This is a genomic window from Phytoactinopolyspora mesophila, assembly GCF_010122465.1.
GTDB lineage: Bacteria > Actinomycetota > Actinomycetes > Jiangellales > Jiangellaceae > Phytoactinopolyspora > Phytoactinopolyspora mesophila.
This window is the reverse complement of sequence record NZ_WLZY01000002.1, coordinates 175,844-202,261: the sequence shown is the minus strand read 5'-3', so window position 1 is coordinate 202,261 and position 26,418 is coordinate 175,844. Positions and strand designations below refer to the sequence as shown.

General features: G+C 66.6%; 21 protein-coding genes and 1 pseudogene. 15 read left to right on the top strand and 7 right to left on the bottom strand.

Annotation, left to right across the window (positions count from 1 at the left end; translation table 11 throughout):
* Positions 1-10: 10 nt before the first annotated feature.
* From F7O44_RS07140 to F7O44_RS07120, 5 genes are all read left to right on the top strand, one after another.
* Entirely contained in the window at positions 11-652 is a 642-nt protein-coding gene (locus F7O44_RS07140; protein ID WP_162449546.1) for a TetR/AcrR family transcriptional regulator, read from the top strand.
* 113 nt (positions 653-765) lie between these two features.
* Positions 766-1,527 carry a DeoR/GlpR family DNA-binding transcription regulator gene (locus tag F7O44_RS07135; RefSeq protein WP_162449545.1) on the top strand — a complete coding sequence of 254 codons (762 nt, stop codon included), beginning with the start codon at positions 766-768 and terminating at the stop codon, positions 1,525-1,527.
* Between the two features lie 137 nt (positions 1,528-1,664).
* Positions 1,665-2,687, top strand: a complete 1,023-nt coding sequence (locus F7O44_RS07130) for an ABC transporter permease subunit (protein WP_162449544.1) — start codon at positions 1,665-1,667, stop codon at positions 2,685-2,687.
* A gap of 98 nt (positions 2,688-2,785) precedes the next feature.
* Positions 2,786-3,931: a sugar ABC transporter substrate-binding protein gene (locus tag F7O44_RS07125; RefSeq protein WP_162449543.1), complete on the top strand. Its 1,146-nt coding sequence runs from the start codon at positions 2,786-2,788 to the stop codon at positions 3,929-3,931.
* 11 nt (positions 3,932-3,942) lie between these two features.
* A complete protein-coding gene (locus tag F7O44_RS07120; protein WP_162449542.1) occupies positions 3,943-4,743 on the top strand; it encodes an ATP-binding cassette domain-containing protein in 801 nt (266 codons plus the stop codon).
* Between the two features lie 54 nt (positions 4,744-4,797).
* Here F7O44_RS07120 and F7O44_RS07115 read toward each other — a convergent pair whose 3' ends face one another.
* Positions 4,798-5,346: a TIGR03086 family metal-binding protein gene (locus tag F7O44_RS07115; protein ID WP_162449541.1), complete on the bottom strand. Its 549-nt coding sequence runs from the start codon at positions 5,344-5,346 to the stop codon at positions 4,798-4,800.
* A 46-nt stretch (positions 5,347-5,392) separates the two neighbouring features.
* Positions 5,393-6,772, bottom strand: coding sequence for an FAD-binding oxidoreductase (locus F7O44_RS07110; RefSeq protein ID WP_162449540.1), 1,380 nt, complete (start codon positions 6,770-6,772; stop codon positions 5,393-5,395).
* Positions 6,773-6,890: 118 nt separating this feature from the next.
* Between F7O44_RS07110 and F7O44_RS07105 the strand changes: the two genes are divergently transcribed.
* Positions 6,891-7,355: a MarR family winged helix-turn-helix transcriptional regulator gene (locus F7O44_RS07105; RefSeq protein WP_162449539.1), complete on the top strand. Its 465-nt coding sequence runs from the start codon at positions 6,891-6,893 to the stop codon at positions 7,353-7,355.
* A gap of 36 nt (positions 7,356-7,391) precedes the next feature.
* The gene (locus F7O44_RS07100; RefSeq protein ID WP_162449538.1) at positions 7,392-8,801 is read left to right on the top strand and encodes a short-chain fatty acid transporter; all 1,410 of its coding nucleotides are present in this window, start codon (positions 7,392-7,394) and stop codon (positions 8,799-8,801) included.
* A 136-nt stretch (positions 8,802-8,937) separates the two neighbouring features.
* On the opposite strand, the gene F7O44_RS07095 is transcribed toward F7O44_RS07100, so the two are convergent.
* Together F7O44_RS07095 and F7O44_RS07090 are read right to left on the bottom strand one after the other, a co-directional pair.
* Complete coding sequence (locus F7O44_RS07095; RefSeq protein WP_162449537.1) at positions 8,938-9,888, bottom strand: BadF/BadG/BcrA/BcrD ATPase family protein; 951 nt, start codon at positions 9,886-9,888, stop codon at positions 8,938-8,940.
* Positions 9,885-10,790 (bottom strand): MurR/RpiR family transcriptional regulator, encoded by a 906-nt coding sequence (locus tag F7O44_RS07090; protein WP_162449536.1) that lies wholly within the window; start codon positions 10,788-10,790, stop codon positions 9,885-9,887. The genes F7O44_RS07095 and F7O44_RS07090 overlap by 4 nt, the downstream gene beginning before the upstream one ends.
* 266 nt (positions 10,791-11,056) lie before the next feature.
* On the opposite strand from F7O44_RS07090, the gene F7O44_RS07085 reads away from it, so the two are divergent.
* Genes F7O44_RS07085 through F7O44_RS07065 form a run of 5 tightly spaced genes read left to right on the top strand, consistent with a single transcriptional unit; the run spans position 11,057 to position 18,108 of the window.
* A complete protein-coding gene (locus F7O44_RS07085; RefSeq protein ID WP_162449535.1) occupies positions 11,057-11,845 on the top strand; it encodes an SIS domain-containing protein in 789 nt (262 codons plus the stop codon).
* A 16-nt stretch (positions 11,846-11,861) separates the two neighbouring features.
* Complete coding sequence (gene ngcE, locus F7O44_RS07080; protein ID WP_162449534.1) at positions 11,862-13,289, top strand: N-acetylglucosamine/diacetylchitobiose ABC transporter substrate-binding protein; 1,428 nt, start codon at positions 11,862-11,864, stop codon at positions 13,287-13,289.
* Between the two features lie 3 nt (positions 13,290-13,292).
* Positions 13,293-14,198 (top strand): carbohydrate ABC transporter permease, encoded by a 906-nt coding sequence (locus tag F7O44_RS07075; protein WP_162449533.1) that lies wholly within the window; start codon positions 13,293-13,295, stop codon positions 14,196-14,198.
* A 12-nt stretch (positions 14,199-14,210) separates the two neighbouring features.
* Entirely contained in the window at positions 14,211-15,107 is an 897-nt protein-coding gene (locus F7O44_RS07070; protein ID WP_162449532.1) for a carbohydrate ABC transporter permease, read from the top strand.
* Positions 15,108-15,147: 40 nt separating this feature from the next.
* Complete coding sequence (locus tag F7O44_RS07065; protein ID WP_162449531.1) at positions 15,148-18,108, top strand: polysaccharide lyase family 8 super-sandwich domain-containing protein; 2,961 nt, start codon at positions 15,148-15,150, stop codon at positions 18,106-18,108.
* A 156-nt stretch (positions 18,109-18,264) separates the two neighbouring features.
* Here F7O44_RS07065 and F7O44_RS07060 read toward each other — a convergent pair whose 3' ends face one another.
* The 3 genes and pseudogenes from F7O44_RS07060 to soxR all read right to left on the bottom strand — a co-directional run.
* The gene (locus tag F7O44_RS07060; RefSeq protein ID WP_162449530.1) at positions 18,265-18,483 is read right to left on the bottom strand and encodes a KTSC domain-containing protein; all 219 of its coding nucleotides are present in this window, start codon (positions 18,481-18,483) and stop codon (positions 18,265-18,267) included.
* Between the two features lie 23 nt (positions 18,484-18,506).
* On the bottom strand, positions 18,507-19,394 hold the full coding sequence (locus tag F7O44_RS07055; RefSeq protein ID WP_162449529.1) for an endonuclease/exonuclease/phosphatase family protein: 888 nt from the start codon (positions 19,392-19,394) through the stop codon (positions 18,507-18,509).
* A 152-nt stretch (positions 19,395-19,546) separates the two neighbouring features.
* Positions 19,547-19,906: pseudogene (soxR, locus tag F7O44_RS07050) on the bottom strand (redox-sensitive transcriptional activator SoxR); the annotation flags it as partial.
* Between the two features lie 217 nt (positions 19,907-20,123).
* Between soxR and F7O44_RS07045 the strand changes: the two are divergent.
* The 3 genes from F7O44_RS07045 (at position 20,124) to F7O44_RS29570 (ending at position 26,293) form a co-directional block, all read left to right on the top strand.
* Entirely contained in the window at positions 20,124-23,288 is a 3,165-nt protein-coding gene (locus tag F7O44_RS07045; protein ID WP_162449528.1) for a DEAD/DEAH box helicase, read from the top strand.
* Entirely contained in the window at positions 23,281-24,171 is an 891-nt protein-coding gene (locus tag F7O44_RS31655; protein WP_162449527.1) for an SWIM zinc finger family protein, read from the top strand. Before F7O44_RS07045 ends, F7O44_RS31655 begins: the two co-directional genes overlap by 8 nt.
* A gap of 256 nt (positions 24,172-24,427) precedes the next feature.
* On the top strand, positions 24,428-26,293 hold the full coding sequence (locus tag F7O44_RS29570) for an HNH endonuclease signature motif containing protein (protein ID WP_222851151.1): 1,866 nt from the start codon (positions 24,428-24,430) through the stop codon (positions 26,291-26,293).
* The last annotated feature ends 125 nt before the right edge of the window (positions 26,294-26,418 follow it).

Below are 26,418 nucleotides of genomic sequence, written 5' to 3'. Positions count from 1 at the left end.
CACTAAGGCAATGACCACCGTCAAGCGCTCCAACAAACGCTCGGAGAAGGCCAAGGCGACCCGGGCTCGCATCATCGAAGCCGCACGTGAGCTCTTCCTCGAACGTGGCTACGGCGCGACGCCGCTGCAAGAAATCGCGGACCGGGCCGGGGTTGCCGTGCAGACCATCTACTTCGTCTTCGGCAACAAACGAACCCTGCTGAAGGAACTGGTGGACGTCACGGTCGCCGGAGATCATGAGCCGACCGCCACCACCGAGCGACCGTGGTTTCACAGTGTCCTCGATGCCGAAACCGCCGATGAACAGCTACGGATCCACGTTCACGGCTCCCGGGAGGTACTCGAGCGAGTGGCCCCCCTGGTCCAGATGGTCGACACCGCGGCGGCCACCGACGCGGACGTGGCCGAGATGTGGCCCGCCGACCAGCGTCCGAGATACGAGGTCCAGGACGCCGCGGCCCAGGCGCTGGTCACAAAACCCGGCGCACGTCCGGATATCACTGCCGAACACGCGGCCGACATCCTGTTCGCCGTCCTGAGCACGGAAATGTTCTTACTGCTGGTTCATATCCGCCACTGGACCGCGGACCAGTGGGAACAATGGAGCTATCTGACGCTGCGCGCCCATCTCTGCGCCGACGTCAGTGTTTGAAACCGAACATTACGAAAGATTCACCTGTTTGAAACTATTGACTTCGATCATGCCCCTCCCCTACCGTCATGGCCCAGCACATGGCCGGTCCGACCCGCGGAGGGAGGTGCACGATGTCGCTGACGAACCGCCGAGCCCGCATCATCGAGCAACTCGAACGCGCGGGATCGGTATCGGTGCCCGAGCTCGTGTCTCTCTTCGAGGTATCGGAAATGACCATCCGCCGGGACCTCGCCGACCTTGAAGACCAGGGCATGCTGCGCCGCTATCGTGGCGGCGCCGTGTGGGACCGGCAGCGAAATCTCGTCCCGCCATACGCCCAGCGCAAAGCCCGGAACAGCGCTGAGAAGCGCCGGATCGGCGCCGCCGCGGCACGGCTCATCTCACCAGGCGAGACACTCGCCATCGACTACGGAACCACGGCCATCGAGGCGGCGCGGCACCTGACCAGCACCCCCGGCCTCACCGTGCTCACGCCGGACATCCACGTTGCCCTCGAACTCGTCGAGAGCCCGACAGTCAAGGTGATCGTCACCGGCGGAGTGCTCCGGCCCGGCGAGCTGATGCTCACCGGACGCGACACCGAGCGCACCTTCGAGCGGCATTTCGTCGACAAAGCCATCATCGGCAGCGGTGGCATCGACGCCGACCGGGGCCTGACCGATTTCAACATCGACGAGATCGCCGTCAAGCAAGCGATGATCTCCAGCGTCCGCCACGTCATCGCCGTGGCCGACGCCTCCAAACTCGGCGTTGTGGCCTTCTCTTCACTCGCCGACTTCAATGCCATCGACACCCTCGTAACCACAGCCGACCCCCGCGATCCGACGCTCTGCAAGGTGGCCGAACACGGCGTAGAGATCGTCCTCGCATAAACCATCAGCAGACCACCAACCGAACAACCACGCTCGTGAATGTGAGCGGTAACATCCACCCGCGCCACGCGCGTCAGAGTGAGCGGTGCGGGTGAGATCGCACGGGCGCGAGCCCGACATCCGTGACAGGAGGCGCAGTGTCGACAACTGAGGTACAACGCTCACCCAGCACCAATGCCCCGCCTGGCAAGTCTCGAATGAGCTCGGCGAGCAGCCTGGTCGGACGTTTCTTCCGGGAAGCAAACCTGCTGATCTTGCCCACCATTGTGCTCGTCATCGGGCTGTCGTTCTTCAGCGACGCGTTTCTCACCGGCAACAACCTGACGAACATCCTCCGCACCGCGGCGATCTTCGTGATCCTCGGAGTGGGGCAGACCTTCGTTATCACGTCCAAGAACATCGACCTGTCCATCGGCTCGATGATGGCGCTGGTCATGTGCGTAACGGCCGAGCTGATCATGTTGCACGGGATGCCGGTCATGCTGGCACTGCCGTTCGCCATGTTGATGGGCTCTGCGCTCGGGGTCCTCAACGGCGTCGTCGTCACCAAGCTCAAGGTGCCGGCCCTACTGGCCACGCTCGGCGGCCTGATCGCCTACAGAGGCGCCGTACAGGAGTTCATGTACGGCGGGCAGTACCGCGGCTTCCCCGAGGAGATCCTCATCATGGGACGCGGATCCTGGGGCCCGGTTCCGGTCCCGGTGGCCATCGCCGCCGTCTGTGCGCTGCTCGGCTGGCTGCTGTTCAAATACACCCGGTTCGGCCGCTACACCATCGCCATCGGCTCCAACGAGGAAGCGGCGCGACGGGCCGGAATCCGGGTCGATCGCTGGAAGATCGCCGTGTTCGCCTTCCAGGGAGCCATGGTGGGCATCGCCGCTCTGGTGCTCATGGGCCGCATGAACGCGGCCAACCCGAACATGGGTGAGATGAACGAGCTGCACGTCATCGCCGGCGTGGTGCTCGGCGGCACCTTGCTGTTCGGCGGGATCGGGACCATTCTCGGAACCGTGCTCGGCATGCTGTTCATCGGCACGCTGGAGAACGGGTTGCTGTTGGCCGGCGCCGGCTTCTACTGGCAACAGATCTTCCTCGGCATCCTCATCGTGCTGGCCGTCGCCTCACAGATGTTGCGGGTCCGCCTTCAGGGCCGATATTGACCGCCGTTGGGTGGCATCGCACAGGTTTCACTCGAATTCGTTTCACATCCACTCGTGCTGAACGAACGCACCAAGATCACTGACACCAGGAGACAATCATGCGATACCGCAGAAGGCTAGGGGCGCTCACCGCTGCCGCCGCTCTGTTCATCGTCGCCGCGTGTGGCGCCGAGATCGACGACGACGCCGACGAAGTCCCCACCGCCCAGGACGGCGACAACGAAGACTCCGACGAGGTCGATACGGATCTGGAGGCCGACGGTGACGGGCCGCTGGTCACCTTCGTCTCGTTCACCCAGGACATCACCGAGATGGCCGGCCAGCAGCTGATCGGTCTCGAAGCCGCGTTCGAACGGGCCGGTTTCACCTACACACTGAGCACGGCCGCTCCTGCCGGCGCCGAGGACCATGAGGGTATGGACCGCATCCTCGAGGACATCGCCACGCTGGCACCGGACTACGCGATCATCAACCCGTCCTCATACGCGCTGGTCGACGACCGGATCGTCGAGATCGAAGAAGCGGGCACCGTCGTCATCGTCGGCGACATCGATCCGAGCAACCTCGAAGAAGAACCAGAGGCCGACCCCCTGACCTGGGTGGTGACCGACCACTACCAGATGGGCTACGTCGGCGCCGAGCACATGGCGCACGAGTACTGCGAGGCCGGCGAGGACATCACCGTGGTTCCATTCTGGGGTCCGGCCGCCTCCGAGATCTCCCAGAACCGCGTCGGAGGGGCTCTCGACGCGCTCGACGACGTACTCAGCGAGTGTGGTCTCAGCTACGAACAAATAGACGAGGTCTTCGCCGATTTCGATCAAGAGCTGGCATTCAATTATGCCGAGTCGATCGGCACAGCTCACCCGGACCTCGATCTGATCATCGGCGCCAACAGCAACACCGCGCTCGGAGTCATGGAGTCCCTGATCACACAAGGACGTATGGACGACATCGACATCATCGGCAACGGTGGCCAACTCGACGAACTGGCCGCGATCTGCACCGGCGGTATCGCCGCGGCGGGATTCCGCGATTCGCAGCTGATGGGCGCCGAGATGGCCTCCGCGGTGATGGCGCATTGGGAAGGCCGCTCCGACGAGATTCCCGAGATCACCCTCACCGATCTGCCCGTCACTCACGACTGCGCGACGGTATTCGAGCATGCACCCATCGAGATGCTGGAACTGGACGGTTTCCGCAGCAACATTCCCGACGAGATGTGGGACGAGTACGCCGGCTGAAAGGGGCGAAAATGTCTGAACGATCGGTAGCGGAACCGGCAGCAGCCGAAGCTAAGGGCCGACAGCCAGCTGCGCGTGCGACCAACTTGAGCAAATGGTACGGGCCGGTGCGTGCCCTGGCCGATGTCAACTTCGAGATCCACCCAGGTGAAGTGGTCACCCTCGTCGGTGACAACGGAGCCGGCAAGTCGACATTCGTCAAGATGCTCTCCGGCGCGATCGAACCGACGTCGGGCGAGATTCACATCGACGGCGAGCCGGTCCACTTCGCCAGCCCCGCCGACGCGCGGGAGCGAGGCATCGAGACGGTCTATCAAGACCTGGCCCTCGTCGGGCATATCGATGTTGGCGGCAACCTTTTCCTCGGGCGCGAGCCGACCCGGGGCGGGTTACTCGGCAGGCTGTTCGGTGTCCTCGACCTGCCGGCCATGTCCAAGCAGGCGGAGACTTCTCTCAAGGAGCTGAAGGTCACCGTTCCGTCGGTCACGGCTCCGGTCGGGACGATGTCGGGCGGGCAGCGCCAGGCCACCGCGATCGCACGGACCGCGATGTGGGGCAACAAACTGCTCATCCTCGACGAGCCGACGGCCGCGCTGGGGGTCAAGGAGTCGGAGGAGACGCTCAAGCTCATCGAGGACGTCGCCGCCAAGAAGATTCCGCTCATTGTGGTCAGTCACAACATTGAACACGTGTTCAGAATCGCCACCCGGATCGTCGTCTTCCGCCAGGGGCAACTCGTCGCTGACCTGAAGCGCAACGAGACTACGCCGGATGAGGTGGTCGGCTACATCACCGGAGCACGAGCCGCCTGAAACAGACGGAGTAGATGGTCGCGCGGGTCGTGGCACCGGCCACGACCCGCGCGATTACACCGTGCGCCCGAGAAATGCCAGGAAGCGGGTCTGCTGGTCAGCCTCTCGGGGCGGCCTGACCTTGGGGCCGAAGGCGCCCGATCCACGCAGCATGTCGTCCATCGGCTTGACCATCTCGAATGCCGCGTAGACCTCGTGCGGATCGAGACGCTCGTCAAGACCGGTGGCGCGGGCCAGATCCCACGCGTGGACGAGCAGGTCGAAGCAGAACAGCTGGTTGATGCCGTTCTCGAACGTCATCCGCCCGAACACACCGTCGTATTCGGTTGTTGCCGTGTCTGGATCTTCCAGCGCGGCCTGGACGCCGTCGCGGACGGCAACCCAGGCGGCCACCGGATCGCGGTCCACCGGTGGCCCGCTCGGTGGCTCCTGTCCGATGAGAGTGAAATAGGACTGCCCGGCTTCGATCACATGGCCGACGACGTCCCGTGCGGTCCAGCCCGGACAGGGCGACGGGTTCTCCCAACGCTGCTCCGGGATTGCTTCGACCCGCTCGGTGAATGCGGCGGCGAGCCGGCGGTGCCGATCTGCGATCTCGCTCATGGCCCCGACCGTACCGGCCGAGCCCGGCCGCCGTCATCGCATGCGGCTACTCGGCCGGCGGGATGTTCTGGTTGAGCCGGAACAGGTTGCCCGGGTCGTAACGCTTCTTGACCTCCCGCAGCCGGTCCCAGGTGGTACCTGGATATGCGTCCCGCACCCGGGCCGCGCCCTCATCGCCGACGAAGTTCACGTAGGCACCCGGCGAACCATCGCTGAGCTCGGCGGCGAACTCCGACACCCAGGCTTCGTAGACGGGCAGCTCGACAGGATCCTGGAACATGGCGGCCACCATCGCCATCACCCGGCGGTCGCGGTGGGCGAAGGCGGTGGCGTCAGACGGAACCCGGGCGACCGCACCGCCGAGAACGCGGAACTGGGCCACCGTCATGGCAGCCGTCGAAGCGTGTAGCCGGTCCATGATGAGCTTGGCCGCGTCGAGATCCACACCGTCGACGAACAGCGTCCGGCCCGCGGCCACCGGCCGGTGCGGCGGGTCGGGCGGGAAAAGCTCGGGGTAAGTCATCGGTTTGATCATGTCGGCGAGGGGCGTAGCCAGTTCCCGGAAGGGCGCCATGGCGCGCTCGCCCTCTTCAGCGCCGCCCGCGTAGCAGAGCAGAGCCATCATGACTGGCTTGCCGTGGTACTCCTCCGGGACGAACGGCATCGGAGGTGCGGTCATGACGTTGAACATTCCCGACAGTTGCTCGGGCGCGGCGTCGGCCGCGGCAATGGCCGAGACGATGATCTCTGGCGTGACCGGCAGGATCAGCATGCCGCCGACCACGTCCGATACCTCATGCACCCGGAAGGTGAACCGGGTCACCACGCCAAAGTTTCCACCTCCGCCCCGGATGGCCCAGAACAGGTCTGGATGATGGGCCGCGTCGACCTCGAGGATCTGACCGTCGGCGGTCACCACCTCGGCGGCGAGTAGATCGTCGATCGTCAAGCCGAATCGCCGGCTGAGGAAGCCGACCCCGCCGCCCAGAGTGATCCCGCCGATTCCTACCGACGCTGTGTCTCCGAACCCTGTGGCCAGCCCGTGCTCACCGGCCAGCGCCGTGTACTCGCCTGCTGTCAGGCCGGCTTGAGCCGATGCCGTGCGCTGTTCTACGTCGATGTCGAATGCCCGCATGTCGCGCAGATCGAGCACGAGGCCGCCCTCGGACACGCCGTGACCGGCCGCACTGTGCCCGCCACCGCGAACCGCGAGTTCGAGCCCGGACTCCGCAGCCACAGCCACGACCCGAGCGACCTGCGCGGCGTCGCGCGGGCGCACGATCATGGCCGGGCGCCGGTCGACCAACCCGGAAATCACGGTGCGCGCTTCGTCGTAATCGGGGTGATCCGCGCCGATCACCTGGCCGTCGAACTCGGCTCGGAGCTGTGCCAGCGCTGGGCTGGCGTGGTCTATGGATGTGGTCATGCGACTGCTCCTTCGCGATGTATAGCCGTGACTTCCCCCACGGCTAGAACAAACGATAGACATCTAAGCGTTAGGTATCAAACGAATTCGCGGATCACTTGTGCGCTACTCTCACGCCATGCCCGACCCCTCCGGCAAGCCGCCCATCGCGAAGGTTCTCTGGGGCGCGACACACGACATCGCCCGTGCCTTCGATGAAGCCCTCGGCCTCGCGGGCGGCTCCCGCGCAATCTGGTTCATCATGCTGTCACTCAAGTCGAGAACGGTGGCCAACCAGCGTGAACTCGCGGCCGAAGTGGGGATTCAGGGCGCTACCCTGACGCACCACCTCAGCGCGATGGAGCAGGACGGCCTCATCGTGCGCCGCCGCGATCCAGACAATCGCCGCGTTCATCTGGTCGAGCTGACCGAGGAGGGGGAGACGGCGTTCCTGCATCTGCGCGACGTCGCGCTCACCTTCGACCGGCAACTGCGCCGGGGCATACCCGACACGGAGATCGCACAGCTGCGCGAGACGCTGGCCAAACTCCGGGACAACGCGGCCCCCGAAGTCCCGGCCCACGAGTGCCCCGAAAGTCCTTGACAGACGGAGACCGTCACCCGATTGGAGTCACGAGCCATGCGCCGAATCGGCAACGCCCTCGCGGCCTTCACGACCCGCTGGTTACCTGACGCGTTCGTCCTCGCGATCGCACTTTCAGTGATCGTCTTCGGGATGGCGCTGTTCCTGACCGACCAGGGGCCGATGGACCTCGTCGACGACTGGTACACCGGCTTCTGGGGACTTCTCGAATTCGGCATGCAGATGACGCTGGTACTAGTCACCGGTTACGCGCTCGCCAGCTCAGCCCCGGCGAAACGCGGCATCGCCCGGCTCGCCGCCTTGCCGAAAGGACCGAAGTCCGCGTGCCTGCTCACCGCCGTCGGCACCACGTTGTTCGGCATGGTGCACTGGGGGCTCGGGCTGATCGCTGGTGCACTCCTGGCCATCGAGGTCTCGAAGTCTTGCAAGGCGCGTGGCATCAAGGTCCATTTCCCGCTGCTCGCCGCTGCTGGATATCTGGGCCTGATGGTTTGGCACAGTGGGCTGTCCGGGTCCGCACCGCTGCTGGTGAACACCTCGGGACACTTCCTCGAAGACCAAATCGGCCTGATCCCTCTCAGCGAAACGATCTTCCAGCCGTTCAACCTGGTCTTCCTCACCGTGATGCTCGTCGGCGCACCGCTGCTGATCATGAGCATGCATCCGAAGCCCAGCGAGACTCAGGAGATCGAACTCGACCCCACTGACTCGTCGGCCACGGACACGACCGGCAGCTCCGGCTCCGGGCACACCACGTCCAGCGGCAGCCCGTCCGAGGGCACGACGGCCACCCAGACGCAGGCGGTCACCGCCCAGCACAGTCCCGCCGAACGGCTCATGCACAGCCGCATCCCGGTAGCCGTGGTCGTCATCGCCGGTCTGCTCTATCTCATTCCGGAACTGGTACGCGACGGCATCGTCGGACTTGATCTGAACCTCCTGAACTTCACCTTCCTGATCGCCGGGTTGGCACTGCACGGCACCCTCAAGAACTACGCCACGGCGGCGACCGAGGGCGCCAAGAGCGCCGCCGCGGTCATCATTCAGTTCCCTTTGTATGCCGGGATCATGGGCATCATGGAGCATTCCGGGCTCTTGGAGATCATCGCCGACTGGTTCGTGTCATTCTCCACGGCCACCACGTTCCCGTTCTTCGCGCTCCTGGGCGCCGCGGTCGTCAACCTGGCCGTGCCGTCCGGCGGAGGCCAGTGGGCTGTACAGGGCCCGCTGGTCACGAACGCCGCGGAGTCTCTCGGTGTCGACCCGTCCATCGGCGTGATGGCCATCGCCATGGGTGATCAGCTGACCAACGGCATCCAGCCGTTCTGGGCGCTACCGTTGCTCGCACTCACCAAGCTGCGAGCCGGCCAAGTTCTGGGGTACACCGCTGTGGTGATGCTCTTCGCGTTCGCGACCGCCGCGCTGAGCATCACGTTCCTCAGCTAGCGTCAACCCGCGACCTCGGCGGCCCCACCAACCGAGTTGATCATGGTCAGATGCCGCCTATTCGAAGCCGAACAGGTGTCATCTGCCCATGATCAACGTGGGCGCGGGGGCTGCTCGCCCGGATGGGTTCAGCCACCTAGCCGCCGCCGGCGAGCCGTTCAGCCGCGAGCCAGGCGGCGGCTTCGCCAGTATCACCAGCCATCAGCACCGGCGCTTCCCACCGGCGACGCAAGCGCCGTTGCAGGGTGACCCGGACCGGCGCCGACGCCGTGAGCACACTGCCGGCGAGCACAATGGGTGAGGAACATCCGGGCGGGCGGATCTCGGCGACGGTCTTGGCCAAGCGCTTGGCCGCCGCCCGGACGATCCTGACCGCGACCGGATCGCCATCGACCGCCGCGGCACTGACCAAAGGAGCCAGTTCAGCCAGGTAGATCGGATCGCGTTCCTGAACGCGTCCGACGAATGGTTCTGCCCACGTCGTGGCGCCGCCCGCGGGCGCGCCGCCGGTGGCCGAGCCCAGGATGTGCCGGCTGACGGCGGCGGTCAGGGGACCGAGTTCCGCCGCCCGGGACAGCTGCCGTGCGGTCGCCTTCGCCGCGGCCCGGCCGATCCAGAATCCTGAGCCTTTGTCCCCAAGCTGCCAGCCCAGCCCGTCGGCCACGCCCACGGCCCGCCGGTCGATGAAATGAGCCGCCACCGCACCCGTACCGGCGCTGAGCACGGTGCCGGCCGGCTCATGCGTGCCGGCGGTGAAAGCGACCAGGTGGTCACTGATCACGTGGAGCTCGGCACCGATACCCAGGGCGCGCAGCGCATCGTCATAGGCCTGGCGTACCTGGGGCTGTTCCAGCGCGCAGCGCCCGGCCAGCCCCAGCACCACCGAGGTGACGGAACGTGGGTCCGTGGGCCCCAGCGCGGCACGGACGGCGTCGGCGAGATTCGTGACAGCGGCATCCAGTCCGTTGGCCAGCGGATTGCCACCACCGGCCTTGCCCGCGCCCACCCGGACGCCGTCGGCGGTGACCGCCACCGCGCGCGTTCCGGTACCCCCGGCGTCGATGCCGACCGCGACTAGTGTGGTCACTCATCGTCTCCATCCGACTCGCGGCCCAAATAGGCACGCACGGCCTCTCGAGTGGCGGTCAGCGCCTCGGCGCTCTGCGCCGACGTGCGTTGGACCACCGCGACATACAGCAGATCGAGCACCGCCAGCTGAGCATGCCTGGCCAGGACGCCTTCGCTACGGAAGCCGTCCAGGCCGGCACTGGTCCGCAGGACGATGTCGGCGTGGCGGGCGATGGGCGAGCTGGGGTCGTTGGTCACCGCGACGACAATGGCGCCGCGGGCAGCGGCCTCAGCGATCAGGTCCAAGACCTCACGCGTACGGCCGCTGTGTGAGATAGCCACGACGACATCCCCCGCCCCGAGCACGGCCATGCCGGACATCGCGGTGTGCACATCGGTGATGGCCCAGGTAGGGATGCCGACCCGGTGTAGGCGGCCCATACACTCGGTGGCGCTCGCACCGCTGCCTCCGAATCCGACCAGGTGCACCCGGCCGGCTCCGACCAGCGCGTCGGCCGCGCGGTCGACCTCCGGAAGATCCACCTGGTTCAGCGTGTTGGACACGGTTCCTGTGATGGCGGTCGAGATGACCGTCGCCACCCGCTGGAGATCGTCCTCGGCGGCGATGTCCGGACCGATGTCGCTGTCCCAGGCCTCGCGTTCGGACCTCCCGCTATCAGCAGCCAGCGAGATCCGCAGCGAGGCGTACCCGTCCAGTCCCAGCGCCCGGCAAAGCCGCGCGATACTGCCGGTGGAGACGCCGCAGACCTCGGCCAGGTCCAGGACGTTCAGCTGAGCTACGCGCCCGGGGTCGGCCATGATCAGCTCAGCGACGGTGCGTTGCGCCGCCGGCAGCTCGGGCAGCATCTCGCGGACCCGCTCGGTGACGCTCAGCTCCCGCTGTTCGGGCACATCCCGCATCAAAGCACTCCCCACTGTGAACAATTATTCTCTATCCGGACCGATGACGCCTGTCAACTCGGCAGATGCAGGAAATCGGGACCGGATCCATCGGCAAATCCCTACCTTACCGACTCTTCGCTGCAGAAACGGCACCTTCAATAGGGTTGCTGCAGGATCCTGAACGACGAATTCTTCGCCATCACTATTGACGGTCCGGCCAGATTCGGGCAATGTTGCCGTCACTGCAGCGAATTGTTCGCTATCTCAGATCGACAGGAGTTCTCATGCCTGGGTCCCACCCAACACCACCCGCGGCGCCGGACACGGTCAGCGCGTCGGCCTTCAGAGCCGCCGCCCAGTCCGTCCTCGACACCGTCATCGACGGCCAGCCCGCGGCCATCGCGTTGGCGGCGGAGCACATCGCCGCTTCGGTGCGGGCTGGAGGCGTCGTCCAGGCGTTCGGCACGGGACACTCCGAGGCGCTCGCACTCGAGATCGCCGGGCGCGCCGGCGGGTTGATCCCCAGCAACAGGATCGCCCTACGCGACGTCGTCTTGTTCGGCGGCGAACCCGTCTCCACCATTTCGGACGGCATCCTCGAGCGCGATCTTTCGGTGGCGCACCGCCTCTATACGCTGGCGGCTCCCGACCCACGCGACATCTTCGTGATCGCCTCCAACTCCGGCGTCAACGGCAGCATCGTCGAGATGGCGCTACTGGCCAAGCACAACGGCCACGACGTCATCGCCGTCACCTCGATGAACCATACGGCCCAGGTCACGCCTCGGCACCCGTCCGGCCGACGGCTCAGCGAGATCGCCGACGTCGTCATCGACAACGGCGCCCCCTACGGAGACTCACTGCTCACGTTGCCCGACGGCGGCACGGCCTGCGCCGTCTCCAGCATCACCGGCGCCTTCCTCGTCCAGATGATCGGGGCGGAGGTCGTCCGGCTGCTCCTGGAGTCCGGGCAACAGCCACCGGTTTATCTGTCGGCCAACATGCCCGGGGGCGACGAGCACAACGAGGCACTCGAAGCGAAATACAGCGGTCGCATCCGGCGTACCGCCTGACCATCGAGGAGGACCCATGACGCCCCGTCCCTTGTCCCGCCGCCATCTGCTCCGAACCGGGCTGCTCACCGTGCCGGCGGCCGGATTGCTCACCGCGTGCGGGAGCAACGGCTCCAGCACCGGCACCGACCCTGACGGCAACGCAGCCGTGCAGGTCAGCGACGACGCCGACAATCCCTTCGGCGTCGACGCGGCAGCGGATCTCGACGTCGTGATCTTCGACGGCGGCTACGGCAGCGAGTACGCCGACTTTCATCAGCAGCTGTACTCGGCGAAGTTCCCCGAGGCTACGGTGGACGGCTCAGCCATTCAGGAGCTCACCCAAACGCTACAGCCGCGTTTCGTCAGCGGAGATGTGCCGGACGTCATCGACAACTCCGGCGCCAACCGGCTGGAGATGACCGCACTGATCGCCGAGAACCAGCTGGCGAGCCTGCAGCCGCTGCTGGACGCACCGTCGATCGACGACCCGGACACTCCGGTACGAGACCTGCTCATCCCCGGTGTGATCGAAGAAGGCACCTTCGGGTCAGATGTCTACGCCCTGAACTACGTCGCCACGGTGTACGGGGTCTGGTATTCACGATCACTCTTCGAAGAGAAGGGCTGGGAATACCCCCGCACCTGGGACGAGATGCTGGACCTGTGCCGGGAAGCCCGTTCGGAGGGGATCTACGGCTGGACGTACGGAGGCACCAACGCCGCTGACTACCTCGGCCGAGTGATCATGCACCTGGCCGCCAAGAACGGCGGTGTCGAGGCACTGGCCCGCATCGACAACCTCGAGCCGGAGGCTTGGCGGCAGGACAGCGTGCTCGCCGCACTTGAGGCTGTCTACCGGCTCAATGCCGAGGATCTGATGCTGCCAGGCTCCGACGGTCTGGAGCACACTCAGGCCCAGACGGAGTGGGTCCTCGGCGAGGCGCTCTTCTACGCCTCCGGCTCGTGGATCGAGAACGAGATGGCCGGCATCACACCGGACGGGTTCGACATGGTGGTAGCGCCGGTGCCCAACCTCACCGACGACGACCAGCTCGACTTCTCCGCGATTCAGGTCAGCGCCGGTGAGCAATTCATCGTTCCGGCCCATGCCGACAACGTGCCGGGGGCATTGGAGTACCTGCGCATCATGCTCTCGACCGAGGGAGCGCAGAAGTTCTCCGAGCTGACCGGGGCGCCCACCGTCGTCCGTGGCGCGCTGGACGGAGCCTCGGACGGCAGCACGGCGCTGGCGTCGATCAACGAGGCCATGGAGAACGCTTCCGAAACCCGCCTCTACTACCAATACGCCAACTGGTACCCGGACCTGCGCGAAGTGTCGGGCCCGCAGCTCGGCAACCTCCTCACCGGGCGGGTCACCCCGGAAGAATTCGCCGATGCGATGCAGGAGGCGGCCGACCGGGTAGCTGCCGACGACAGCATCGAGAAGTTCACCAGGGAATAGTCGATGCACACGGGAAAGTACCGGTTGATCGGCACCTTCCTCGCCGCACCGCTGTTGTTCTACGCGGTGTTCGTGTTGTGGCCGTACCTGCAGGCATTCCGGGTATCCATGACCGACTGGGGCGGGCTGAGCGCGGAGCGCAACTTCGTGGGGCTGGACAACTTCGTCCGGCTGCTCTCCGATCCGGTGTGGTGGCGGGCGCTGAGCCACAACATGATCTTCCTGATCGTCTGGCCGCTCATCGTCATGACGCTCGCGCTGTTCTTCGCGTCGATCTTGAACATCTCCGGGGGAAGCCGCGGCATCGGGGGCATCCGAGGAGCGGGTTTCTACCGGATCGTGTACTTCTTCCCGCACATCCTGCCGGCCGTCATGGCGGCTGTGCTCTGGCAGTTCGTCTTCAATCCCCGCATGGGCATCCTGAACGGGACACTGGATGCGGTGGGCCTGGGCGCGCTGCAACGCTCGTGGCTGGGCAATCCGGACACCGCGCTGTGGGCGATCATGGGGGTGGTCGTCTGGGGCGCGGTGGGCTTCTACGTGGTGCTGTTCAGCGCGGCGATGTCCGCCATCCCGCACGAGTACTTCGAGGCCGCGCAGTTGGATGGTGCCGGCGCCTTCCGCACGTTCTGGAAGGTGACGCTGCCGATGATGTGGGGGACGGTCCAGGTCGCCTATGTCTACCTCGGGATGGCCGCGCTCGATCTGTTCGCCATCGCCGCAGTGCTCACCCCACGAGGCGGGCCGGACGGATCCACCGAAGTAGTCGCGACCTACCTGTACCGGACCGCGTTCGAGCGCGGCGAGTTCGGCTACGCATCCGCCATTGGCGTGGCATTGTGCCTGATCACCGTCGTGTTCGCGGCAGTGGCGTTCCGGCTGTCCCGCCGCGAACGGATCGAGTACTGAGGAGCACGGGCGATGACACTCGCACCATCCACCAGCAGACTGACAGCCCCGCCGACTTCCCCGCCAGCGCCTGCGCGCGCCGCCTCCCGGCGAGTGACCAGGGGCGTCTCGCATGTGTTCCTGATCTCCTGGGCGGCCGTCGTCGGGATCCCACTCGTCTGGGCGCTGATGACGTCGTTCAAGACCGACGCCGAGATATTCAGCTCGCCGTGGGCCCTGCCCGCGGCACTGAACCTCGACAACTATGTCCGCGCGTGGACCACCGCCCAGATCGGCAGCTACTTCATCAACACGCTGATCGTCGTGGGCGGTGCGCTCGTGCTGACCATGCTGCTGGGTTCCATGACGGCGTATGTCCTGGCCAGGTTCGACTTCCCCGGTAACCGGCTGCTGTTCTACCTGTTCATCGCCGGGATGATGTTCCCGGTCTTCCTGGCGCTGGTGCCGCTGTTCTTCGTCGTCCGCGACCTGGGCATGCTCAACACGCACCACGGGCTGATACTCGTCTACACGGCCTACGCGCTTCCGTTCACTGTGTTCTTCCTGACCAGCTTCTTCCGCACGTTACCCACCGCTATCGCCGAAGCGGCGCTGATCGACGGCGCCTCCCAGTTCGGGGTGTTCTTCCGGGTGATGTTGCCGATGGCCCGGCCCGGAATCATCAGCATCGGCATCTTCAACTTTCTCGGTCTGTGGAACCAGTACCTGCTTCCACTGGTGCTCGTCTCCGACCAGGACAAGTACGTCCTCACACAGGGACTCGCCGCGTTGTCGGTGAGCCAGGGCTATGCGGCCGACTACAGCGCACTGTTCGCGGGTCTGATGATCGCCATGTTCCCCCTGCTCGCCGTTTACCTGATCTTCCAGAACCGTATCCACGTCGGCATGACCGTCGGCGCGCTCAAGTAAAACCCGCCCATCGCCACCCCAGCCCGAGGAGGTTTCACTGATGCGATCACGTCTGTTCCACGCCGCCATCGCCACGGTCGCGGCCGCACTGATCACTCCGATGATGTTGGCTCCTGGCTCGGCCAGCCCGCCCCCGAACGCGCCGGTGCCTGATCATGTCTCGACCGGAAAACCGGCATTCGTCGATATGCGTCACCGGCTGGTCGAGTCTCTGACCGGCGGCCGGGACTTCCATCCCGATGATCCGCAGCTGGCGCCGCTCATCGACAGCCTCAATGCCGACGCCCAGGATCATCTGGACACCATGAATACCGAGGGTGATCCGGAGTATCTGTGGCCGGACATGGAGACCGCCGAGTCGGATTTCGGCAACTCCGCCCAGCGGCTGCGCACCATGGCGATCGTCTACCAGACCAAAGGAGCCGCGCTCGAGGGCGACCCTCAGCTGGCCGATGCGATCGTCTTCGGCCTCGACTGGCTGGAGCGCCAGCACTACCACGTCGGCTCGCAGCAATACGACAACTGGTGGTGGTGGGAGATCGGCACCCCAGCCGCCGTCACCGACGCCCTGGCCCTGATGTACGAAGAGACACCTGCTGACGTGCGGCAGCGACTGCTCGACGCGGTCCGCTACCACGTTCCGGACGCGACCAAGCGGGTCCGGCATCCCGGCGTGATCGAGACCGGTGCCAACCGGATCGACAAGGCGTGGATCGTCATCCGATGGGGCCTGCTCGACGAGGACAGCGACGGCATCGCCGAGGGAAGGGACGCGCTCAGCCAGGTATTCGAGTACGTCACCAGTGGTGATGGTTTCTACCGCGACGGCTCGTTCGTCCAGCACAACGACATCGCCTACACCGGTTCATACGGGCTGGTGCTGATGGGCGGACTGTCCCGGACGCTGAACCTGCTCGCCGGAACCCCGTGGGAGGTCACCGACCCGAACGTGGCCAATGTGTGGAACTGGATCTTCGACTCGTATGAGCCGATCACGTTCGCCGGTCAGTTGTTCGACCACACTCGGGGGCGGGACATCTCCCGGATCGGACGCAGCACGCTCACCGGCGGACACGGGCTGTTCCACTCCATCGCCAACCTCGTCGAGGCCGCCCCGGACGAACTGCAGCCCCGCATCCGCGCGTATCTGGCCGAGATGGCGCAACAGGGGTACGACCCGTACGACGCCCCCCGCGCCGGCGGCACGTCGATCCCCCGCATTCTGGCGATCCGCGACGCGATCGACGGCGTCGAACCACGCGGTCCGCTCACCATGCACAAACAGTTCCCGGCCATGGACCGGAAGGCGCATTTCCAGGGCGACTGGGCCTTCACCGTCTCCGCGCGCAGCAGCCGGATCGCCGGCTACGAGGCCGGCAACGGGGAGAATCTACGTGGCTGGTACACCGGTGAGGGCATGACCTACGTCTACGATCACGACTACCGCCAGTACGCCGACGAATTCTGGCCCACGGTCGACCCCTATCACCTGGCCGGCACCACCGTGGCCACCGAGGACAGCTATCCCCGCACGGACAACACCGGGTGGCGCCAGCCTCGAGGCGCCGGCACGGCCGGTGGCGCCGTCCTCGGCGACGACGGCGCCTACGGCATGCACTTCACCGCCCTGCGTGACGAAGCCGGTCAGCCGATCGATCTGACCGGGAAGAAGTCCTGGTTCACCCTGGGCGACACGATCGTGGCGCTCGGCGCGGGTATCGAGGCGTCCAATGTCGCCGCGCAAACCACCGTCGAGAACCGCATGGTTCCCGACGGCGGCACAACCCTCACGGTGGACGGAGACGCCAAGCCGACTGCCGGTATGGATGACGTCCTGGACAACCCGTCCTGGCTCCATCTCGACGGCGCGGGCGGGTACCTATTTCCCAGCGACGACGCCCTGCGTGTGCGCGGCGAAGCACGGACCGGCCGGTGGTCGGACATCGGGGCGAACCTGCCGGCCCACCCGGACGACGAGGCCACCCGCGAGTACGCGACGTTCTGGTTCGACCATGGCGACGCACCCACCGATGCGAGCTACGCCTACTACCTGTTACCAGGCCGCACCGCCGGGCAGACCGAGCAGGCCGCCGAAGCGCTGGCGGCGGGCACGGGTATCCAGATCACCGGCAACACCGCCGACGTCCAGTCCGTGATCCGCGACGACGACGGCACCACCCTGCTCGCGGCGAACTACTGGACCTGCGCCACGGCCGCCGATCTGGTGCACAGCTACCACCAGTCGGCTATGGTGCTCCGTCAGGACGGCGACGTGCTCGACATCTCCGTCTCCGATCCGACCCAGCAGCAACAGCGCCTCGTGTTCGACGTCGCCCGCGACGCCGACGAAGTCATCGAGGCCGATCCCCGGATCAGCGTGCTCTCGACGTCCCCGCTGCGTTTCGCCGTGGACACCGAAGCGAGCAGGGGCGCGTCGTTCCAGCTGAGCCTGCGGGTCGATCCGGACAGCCGGCCGGAGCTGCCGGCAGCGGGCTGCCAGGGCGACACGTTCGATGTGCAGGCCGACACCTACGTCCGTGGCGGCGCCTACGCCGGTCAGAGCTTCAACGGCCAAGGTCTGGTGGTCAAGCAGGTGCCCGAGCTCGACTGGGCCCGGCAGACGTTCCTGCGTTTCGACCTGACCGACATGCCGGAGGATTTCGGGCTGGCAACACTGCGGCTTTACGGCAACGTGGCCGACGACGGCGGCAACGTCACCACCCACACCCTCTACGAGGTCCCCGACAACACCTGGGACGAAGAGACGCTCACCTGGAACACCAAGCCCGAGCTCGGCGATGCTGTCGGCACGGTGACGATGACCGGGGACACTCCCGAGTGGTACGGGATCGACGTGTCGGACCTGCTCCAGGAGCGCATCGCAGCGGGAGAAGAGCAGCTGACCGTGGCCCTGGCCGGTCCCGGTGGCGACGCCCGGACCCTGGCTGTGTTCATCCGCGACCGGGAATCCGGGAGCGGGCCGCAACTGCAGTTCCAGTAACACGCGGCCGACCTACCCGATCTGCCCGATCTGCCCGATCTGCCCGATCTGCCCGCCTACCCGACCTGCCCGCCTGCCCATCAACCCCCACAACTCCCCGTTGATCATGGGCATATGCCGCCTATTCGAAGCCGAACAGGTGCCATCTGCCCATGATCAACGCGGGGCGACGTAGACGAACTCGTAGCGCGGTTTGATCCATTCGTTCAGGAACCGGCCCATGCTCTCGGCACGCTTGAGGCGTGCGACGTCGAACTCCGGTACACCGAGATAGCGGTAGAGCTCACCGGAGTGGAACTCGACCTCGAGCACCTGGCTGTCCGCGTCGTAGCCGATCGACGCGATCACCGACGACGACACCGCCTCACGCCGCATGTGGCCGATCTCCTCCCCCGCTTCTAACCTCGCCTGCCGACCCCGACCTTCGACCCGGGCAGCAGCACGTCGGCGTACACCGGGAGGTGATCCGAGGCGTCGGTCGCGACCACCGCCGCGGTACGCGTGATGACGTCGTCGGACCTGAGCACATAATCGATGCGGCGGTCGGGGCCGTCGCTCGGGTACGTGTACCCGTCGCCCAGGCCCGCGTCCTCCCAGGTGTCCACCAGGTTCTCCAGTATCGCGGCGATCTCGGGCGCATCGGGCCTGGCATTGAGGTCACCGAGCAGGATGACGGAGTCGTCAGGCGTGCCGATCAGCCCTTTGATCGCCTCGACCTGTTCCATGCGCTCGTCGGCGTCGTTGTGCTGCAGGTGGGTGTTGTACACCTGTAGTGGCACACCCCGGACGACGATGCGGGCGCGCAGCAAACCTCGCTGCTCGTGCCCTTCATAGCGCGGCAGATCGGTGTTGTCCCACTCGAGGATCGGGGCGTTGCTCAGGATGGCCGTGCCGTACTGACGACGCGGCTCACCCGGATTGAACGGGTCACGATCAAGGTTGGCCCCATAGACGACGTGCATGTTCAGCTCGCGCGCCAGCCAGGCGGCCTGATCGACGAAGTCACTGCGCTCCGACCAGTGCCGGTCCACCTCTTGCAGGCCGATGATGTCGGCGTCCTCGGTCTCGATCACATCAGCGATCCGCTGCAGGTCGAGCCGGCCGTCGAGGCCCACGCCGTGCTGGATGTTGAAGCTCATCACTCTCGCCGCACGGTCCGGCGCCTGCGACGGCGAGGAATCGGACGTATCCGCAGTGGTTGTGACAGCTGTCGCGGCCGTGCCAAGAGCAGTGCCGGCCGCCAGGGCCGCGACCGCGGCCAGTCTGAGAACCTGAGTCAGTCGCATGATGATGATCATGTCACGTTCACGTAACGTGTCAATAACTCTCAGGTGAACGCCACCCGTGATCACAGCGGCGCCTCGGGGCTGCGTCTCGCGATATGAGCGAGGCATCCACGTGGACACCGGGGCAGGTCGCGGATTCGCGGTGCGGCACGTCAGCCGTCGTCGCGCAGTTCGTCGACGAGCAGCCGCCGCGGCCCGGCACCCTCGTCGCCCAGGTTGTCGTCGAGATTGCGCAGTTTGCACCGGTCGAGCGACAGGCAGCCACAGCCGATGCAGTCCGAGAGATCGTCGCGCAGCCGGGTCATCTGATCGATCCGTACGGTCAGCTCCGCCCGCCAGGAGGCCGAGCGCTCGGCCCAGTCCTGACGTGTCGGGGTACGACCCTCAGGCAAGGAATCCAGCGCGTCCGCCACCATCCGCAACGGGATACCGACCCGCTGAGCCACTCTGATGAAGGCGACCCGGCGCAGCGTATCTCGTTTGTACCGGCGTTGATTACCGGTGGTCCGGCGTCCGCCCGTAATTCACCGAGTTGATCATGGGCAGATGGCACCTGTTCGGCTTCGAATAGGTGTCATCTGCCCATGATCAACGGAGGTCGCGAAGTCCCTGCGGCCGGTGGCATCCGTCGCTCCCGATAGGGTGGAGCGCCGTCCGGCGGTCGCGTCAGGCGGCGGTCGCTGCCGCCCACTAGGCACAACACCCGCCAAGCTGAGCGAAGGACCCGAGATGCTTGCCGTGCATGGCTTCTGGTCTCCGCGGCTCGGCCTGTGTCTGTGGGCCGAGAACAGCGAGCATCCGGTCACCAGCGCGAGCCGGGCCACACGTCGTGCCCGGCCGCACCCGTTTGCCGCTTCGGCCGATCAGCTCGCCGGGCATCACCCTGGCAAACCGACCACCACCACGCTGGTGTTGCCCTCCACGCGCACCGCGCCGCTGGACTCACCCGAACTGGTGCGCGCCACACCTCGCCGCGCCTCCAGCCGCCCGCCCGGTCTGCTCGGCTGGACCGTGCCGGTGGTCTGCTTCACTCCCCCGGAAGCACTGTCCGTGCTCGACCAGCGTGCTGACGACGTCCGCTACGGGGCATCGGTGTCGTATCTCGCCGACCTCATCGCCTTTTCGGGTGAACTGACCGAGCGCGGCCGCGTTCTCCCCGAACTCGTTGACGCCCCGGACGGATACCTGGCCCGCTGGCGGCCCGTCATCCAGGGCCCGGACATCGCCGCGGTCCACGCACTAGCCGCGGCGATGCCTCCCGCGTGGCGGGCCGAGACCGACGATCCTGCGGAGACCGGTGGGCACGATCCGGCCGAACTGCTCCACGATGCGCTGAGGGCTCTGGTCGACGCTTCGGTGCGCGAACGGCTGGCCGCCACCGGCACGTCGTTACTCGATCCGCTTGCGACGCGGCGTGGCCGTCGCCCTCGGCGCACCCCCATCGTCGAGACCTGGCTCGACGCGTTGACCAGTTCGGACGGGAGATTCACCGCCGATCCCGACGACGCCGCCTGGCTCACGCGCGAACTTGCCGGCTGGGCCGACGTCGGCACCGGGCAGAGCGGCCCCGCACGCGCGACGTTCCGGCTCACCGAGGCACCTCAATCCGGCCCCACGCTGTTCGACCAAGCCGCCGACGGCGAAGCCGCGGATGAGCAGGCCACCACGGTCCAGGCGGACGAAGATCCCCCCGGCCACGACCCAGAGAACGTCGAGGCAGGAGCGGACGGCCAACGTTGGCGGCTGGAATTCTTCCTGCAGTCGGTCGACGACCCGAGTCTGCTCGTCCCCGCCGAACAGGTATGGGACGGCGGCGAAGAACTACACCGCTGGCTCGACCGGGCCGATCAGCTGCTCCTGGGTGAGCTGGGCCGGGCCAGCACCATGTACCCGGAGCTGTCCGGGGCGCTGCGCCGAGCCCGGCCGTCGGCGCTCGAACTCGACGCCGAAGGCGCGTACAGCTTCCTCTCCACGAAAGCCGGGGTGCTGGCCCAAGCCGGGTTCGGCGTGCTGCTGCCGTCGTGGTGGACGAAACCTCGGCGGGTCGGGTTGCGTGCCTCCGCGCACACCCCGACCGACGGCGTCGTCGCCGCTGGTCAGCTCGGCCGCGGCCAGCTCATGGAATTCGAGTGGCAACTGGCCGTCGGCGACGACCCACTCACCGGGGACGAGCTCGCTGCCCTGGCGTCGGCCAAGGCGCCCCTGGTCAAGCTGCGCGGGGAGTGGGTCGCCGTCGATCCCGATCAGCTCAGGCGCGGGCTGGAGTTTCTCGGTCGCCAGCCTGCCGAGCCGCAACACAAAACAGTCACTGAGGTGCTCGCTCTCGCCGCCGGCGACCCCGCTGCGGCCGACACTCCGCTCGCCGTCACGTCGGTCCACGCCGATGGGTGGGTGGGTGATCTGCTCTCCGGCGTCGCGGAACGGACGCTGGCGCCGGTCGCCCCGCCGGAGACGTTCCACGCCGAGCTGCGTCCGTATCAGGAACGCGGCCTGTCCTGGCTGGCTTTCCTGTCCGGACTCGGGCTCGGCGCCTGCCTCGCGGACGACATGGGACTCGGCAAGACCATTCAACTGCTGGCGCTGGAGTCGCTTCAGCGGGCCGAGGATCCAGATATGGAGCCGACGTTGCTGGTCTGCCCGATGTCTTTGGTGGGCAACTGGCAACGGGAGGCCGCCAGGTTCGCGCCGTCGCTGACCGTCTACGCCCACCACGGAGCCGGACGACCGCGCGGCACCGAACTCGACGCCCGGCTGGCGGCGGCGGATCTCGTCGTCACCACGTATCAGACGGCGGTTCGCGATGCCGAGGACCTGCATGCCCGGCGATGGGCGCGCGTCGTGCTCGACGAAGCACAGGCGATCAAGAACAGCCGGTCCCGGGCGGCCGTCGTCGTCCGCCAGTTCCAGGCCCACCAGCGGGTGGCTCTCACCGGGACACCCATGGAGAACCGGCTCTCCGAACTCTGGTCGGTGATGGACTTTCTCAACCCCGGAGTGCTCGGCTCCGCCGAGCAGTTCCGTTCCCGGTACGCCGTGCCGGTGGAACGCTACGGCCAGGCGGAGCAGGCCGAACGGCTACGTGCCATCACCCGGCCCTACATCCTGCGCCGGCTCAAGACCGATCCGGAGATCATCGACGATCTGCCGGAGAAGCTGGAGATCAAGCAGTACTACCAGCTCACCAGCGAACAGGCGTCGCTGTACCAGGCGGTCGTCGACGAGATGATGGACAAGATCGAGAACACCGACGGCATCGAACGACGCGGCAACGTCCTCGCCACGATGGCCAAACTCAAACAGGTATGCAACCATCCGGCGCAGCTACTGCACGACCACTCCGAGGTCGGGCGGCGATCCGGCAAGGTCACCCGCCTGGAAGAGGTTCTCGACGAGATCCTCGCCGAGGGTGACCGCGTCCTGTGCTTCACCCAATACACCGAGTTCGCCGAACTCCTCCTCCCCCACCTGTCCGCCCGGTTCCAGCAGGACGTGCTCTATCTACACGGCGGCACACCGAAGAAACGCCGCGACGAGATGGTCGAGCGGTTCCAATCCGGCGACGGCCCGGCCATCTTTCTGCTCTCGCTGAAAGCCGGAGGCACCGGGCTGAACCTCACCGCGGCCAACCACGTCCTCCATCTCGACCGGTGGTGGAATCCCGCCGTGGAGAACCAGGCGACCGACCGCGCGTTCCGGATCGGCCAGAAACGCAACGTGCAGGTGCGAAAGTTCGTCTGCGTCGGCACTCTCGAGGAGAAGATCGACGACATGATCGAGGACAAGAAGGCCCTGGCGGAAATGGTGGTCAGCGATGGCGAACGCTGGCTGACCGAACTGTCCACCAGCGCGTTGCGCGACGTCTTCGCCCTGTCCGGGGAGGCCGTCGGTGAATAGCTGGTTTCCGCCCGCGGCCAAGCCGAAGCCGGTCGAGAACGGGATCAAGGCACGCAGCAAACGCGGCGCCATCGCACAAACCTGGTGGTCAGAGCGGTTCATTCAGGTGCTGGAATCGATCGTCGTCGGCGGACGGCTACAGCGCGGGCGGACGTACGCCCGCAAGGGGCAGGTCATCGAACTGGCCATCGACGCCGGCGAGGTCACGGCCACGGTCCAAGGCAGCAGGGCCGAGCCGTACCGGGCCCGTGTCGGACTCGCCGCGTTCGAGCCCGGTGCGTGGGCCCGGGTGGACGAGGTCCTGGCCGGCGACGCCTGGTACACCGCCAAGCTGCTGGCCGGTGAGATGCCGGCGGACATCGAAGAGGTGTTCACCTCGCTGGGCATGTCGCTCTTCCCGGCCAGCGCCGGCGATCTCTCGATGACCTGCAGCTGCCCGGACTGGTCGGTGCCCTGTAAACATCTGGCCGCTGTGTTCTACCTGCTGGCCGAGGCATTCGACGACGATCCGTTCGCCATCCTCGCCTGGCGCGGACGCGAACGCGACGACCTGCTGAAGGCGTTGTCCGCCCTGCGCAATGGCCCGGCCGCTGCCAGAGATACCGCTGCCGCTGACGCCACCGCCGGAAGTACAGCCGCGGGAGGTGCCGCGGCGGGAGGCGCCGTGCCGCTCACGGAGTGCCTGGATTCCTTCTTCGCCGCCCCGCGCCCCGCCCCACGCCGCACGCCTGTGCCGGCGCCCAGCGACGCCGTACTCGACCAACTCCCCGCCATCGGCGTGACAGTGCGGGACATCTCCCTGGTTGATCTTCTCCGCCCGGCCTACCGGGCCCTCGGCCGCGGGCAGCCTGCCATGGACGACCCCGAAGACCCGCTTCGATAGAAGTCGCCAGCCTCGCCCGCCCAGGCAGTTGAGAAGCCGGCACACATCACGCCTGCCGCCCGGCACGTCGCCACCGGCACAGCAACCGCTTACCCGATGACGATGCCGCGAATTTCCCTTTCCTGCCTCGCGATTTGCCTGTTCAACCATGACGACGATCTGACATCCCTGTTCGAGCTGGTTAGTACCCGATTTGCGGATGACAGCTTCCTTTTGCCTCGCGACCCTGTCGGTGGTAGCCAATAGAATCGAACACATGATCGAAGGTGATGAATCCGCAGCTCGCCCAGCCCACGCCTTGGCCCGGGTGCTGGACGCAGCTGAGGCTGCCTTCGACCAAGCCCTCGACGTAGACGCCGCACTCGTGGGCGACGACGACCTTCCGGAGGTTCTCGCTCGATGCCACGCCCTGGCTGCCCGCCAGGCCGAGCTGTTCCTCCGGGTCCTCGCCGATGCCGACACTCGGGATCTCGGTCGCCGCCTAGGCGCGTCCTCTACCACTGCCTGGATGCGCGATGCCCTCAACATCCGCCCCGGCGTCGCGAAATCGTTGGTGGATCTGGCCCATCGGCTCACGCCCCCAGCCGAGCCAGGAGACTACGCCGCTACCCCTGACGCCGGCGCGTGGGCTGGGGCCATGCCGGCCACCCGGGCGGGACTCACCGCCGGTGAGGTGTCGCTGGACCACGCCACCGTCATCGCCAAGACCATGGCCCAGCTTCCCGCGGATATCAGCACCGAGGACGCCGCCCGCGCCGAGGCCGATCTGGCCGCGTTCGCCAAGGAGCACGACCCAGCCACACTGCAGCGCCTGGCCGCTCACCTGCTGCATGTGTTGTCGACCGAAAGCCTCGAAGGCCGTGAAGAACGCGCCCAGCGCAAGCGTCGCCTGCGTCTGATCGACAATGGCGATGGCACGGTCCGCATCACCGGCCTGCTTTCCACTGAGGGCGCCGCCACCGTCCGGACCGCACTCGACCCGCTCGCAGCACCCCAGCCGGGCGAGAACGGCGAGCATGATTCCCGTGCGCCCGACCAACGCCTCGCCGACGCACTCATCGAGCTCTGCCAACGCCACCTCCAAGCAGGTACCCTGCCCACCAACCACGGACACGCACCCCAACTCCTCCTACTCGCCGAGCTGTCCACCCTGCTCGGCACCACCGGCGCCAGCTCCCGCGCATGTGATACCACCGGCCACAACAACAGCCGCGGCCCCAAAGCCGGCCGGACCACGGAAGGCAACTGCGATAGCAAGGACCGCTGCGAGCCGTGCACCACCGAACCCAGCTGCACCACCAGAGCCAGCTGCGCCGACCAGCCCCACAGCGCCGACAAGGACCGCAGCGACCCGCGCACCACGGAACCCGGTTGCGCCGACAACTCCCACAACGGCGACAGCTCCCACAGCGGCGGGAACGCACGCGGCGCCGGAAAGCTGCGCAGCGGCAACAAGGGCGACTGTCCCAACGGCGACGGCATCGACACCGGCCTCCGTGACGGACAATACGGGCGCGACCCAGCCTTTGCCCACGCCGGTCACACCCGTTCGCCCAGACCGGCGCGGCAGTGGTTGCGGGACACATGGGCCCACCGCTTCGGTGTCGCGCCGGCGGAGCTCGGCTGGGGTGGCCCGATCTCCACCGAGACGCTGCGGCGCATCAGCTGCGACGCCAGCGTCACCCCGGTGCTGGTGGATCCGCACGGTGTCCCGTTGCGGGTCGGGCGCGCCGAGCGCATTGTCACGCCGGGGATCTGGACCGCGCTCGTAGCCCGCGACCGCGGCTGCGCGTTCCCCACCTGCACCCGGCCGCCCGCCTGGTGTCACGCCCACCACATCCGGCACTGGGCTGATGGCGGCGGTACCGATCTGGAAAACATGGTGCTGTTGTGCGCACATCACCACCGGGTGATCCACCACGGCGGCTGGGAGGTACACATCGGACCGGACGGACACCCCGTGTTCGTCCCACCACCATGGGTAGATCCCGATCGGACCGCCAGGCGGAACACCCGGCCCCGCCATGACCACCAGCCTCCGCCATCCGGTGAACACCAACGCGAAAGCGACGGGCAACGCACTCGGCGACACAGAACGCGGCCGCCGCCACCGGATACCTGACCAGTCAGCCATCGGTGGGGCCGCATCCCCCACGACGCACCGACGCCAGCACCAGGTCATCAGCCCGGATCCGAGCGTGGGTCATTTTTCTACCGGCCGGTTGAAGCCCGGGCCCGCAGAAATTG

Bases quoted from the DNA above. Each gene is read 5' to 3' on its own strand.
- F7O44_RS07140 (WP_162449546.1), top strand. From the start codon at position 11: ATGACCACCGTCAAGCGCTCCAACAAACGCTCGGAGAAGGCCAAGGCG.
- F7O44_RS07135 (WP_162449545.1), top strand. From the start codon at position 766: ATGTCGCTGACGAACCGCCGAGCCCGCATCATCGAGCAACTCGAACGC.
- F7O44_RS07125 (WP_162449543.1), top strand. From the start codon at position 2,786: ATGCGATACCGCAGAAGGCTAGGGGCGCTCACCGCTGCCGCCGCTCTG.
- F7O44_RS07120 (WP_162449542.1), top strand. From the start codon at position 3,943: ATGTCTGAACGATCGGTAGCGGAACCGGCAGCAGCCGAAGCTAAGGGC.
- F7O44_RS07115 (WP_162449541.1), bottom strand. From the start codon at position 5,346: ATGAGCGAGATCGCAGATCGGCACCGCCGGCTCGCCGCCGCATTCACC.
- F7O44_RS07110 (WP_162449540.1), bottom strand. From the start codon at position 6,772: ATGACCACATCCATAGACCACGCCAGCCCAGCGCTGGCACAGCTCCGA.
- F7O44_RS07105 (WP_162449539.1), top strand. From the start codon at position 6,891: ATGCCCGACCCCTCCGGCAAGCCGCCCATCGCGAAGGTTCTCTGGGGC.
- F7O44_RS07100 (WP_162449538.1), top strand. From the start codon at position 7,392: ATGCGCCGAATCGGCAACGCCCTCGCGGCCTTCACGACCCGCTGGTTA.
- F7O44_RS07090 (WP_162449536.1), bottom strand. From the start codon at position 10,790: ATGCGGGATGTGCCCGAACAGCGGGAGCTGAGCGTCACCGAGCGGGTC.
- F7O44_RS07085 (WP_162449535.1), top strand. From the start codon at position 11,057: ATGCCTGGGTCCCACCCAACACCACCCGCGGCGCCGGACACGGTCAGC.
- ngcE (WP_162449534.1), top strand. From the start codon at position 11,862: ATGACGCCCCGTCCCTTGTCCCGCCGCCATCTGCTCCGAACCGGGCTG.
- F7O44_RS07075 (WP_162449533.1), top strand. From the start codon at position 13,293: ATGCACACGGGAAAGTACCGGTTGATCGGCACCTTCCTCGCCGCACCG.
- F7O44_RS07070 (WP_162449532.1), top strand. From the start codon at position 14,211: ATGACACTCGCACCATCCACCAGCAGACTGACAGCCCCGCCGACTTCC.
- F7O44_RS07065 (WP_162449531.1), top strand. From the start codon at position 15,148: ATGCGATCACGTCTGTTCCACGCCGCCATCGCCACGGTCGCGGCCGCA.
- F7O44_RS07060 (WP_162449530.1), bottom strand. From the start codon at position 18,483: ATGCGGCGTGAGGCGGTGTCGTCGTCGGTGATCGCGTCGATCGGCTAC.
- F7O44_RS07055 (WP_162449529.1), bottom strand. From the start codon at position 19,394: ATGCGACTGACTCAGGTTCTCAGACTGGCCGCGGTCGCGGCCCTGGCG.
- F7O44_RS07045 (WP_162449528.1), top strand. From the start codon at position 20,124: ATGCTTGCCGTGCATGGCTTCTGGTCTCCGCGGCTCGGCCTGTGTCTG.
- F7O44_RS29570 (WP_222851151.1), top strand. From the start codon at position 24,428: ATGATCGAAGGTGATGAATCCGCAGCTCGCCCAGCCCACGCCTTGGCC.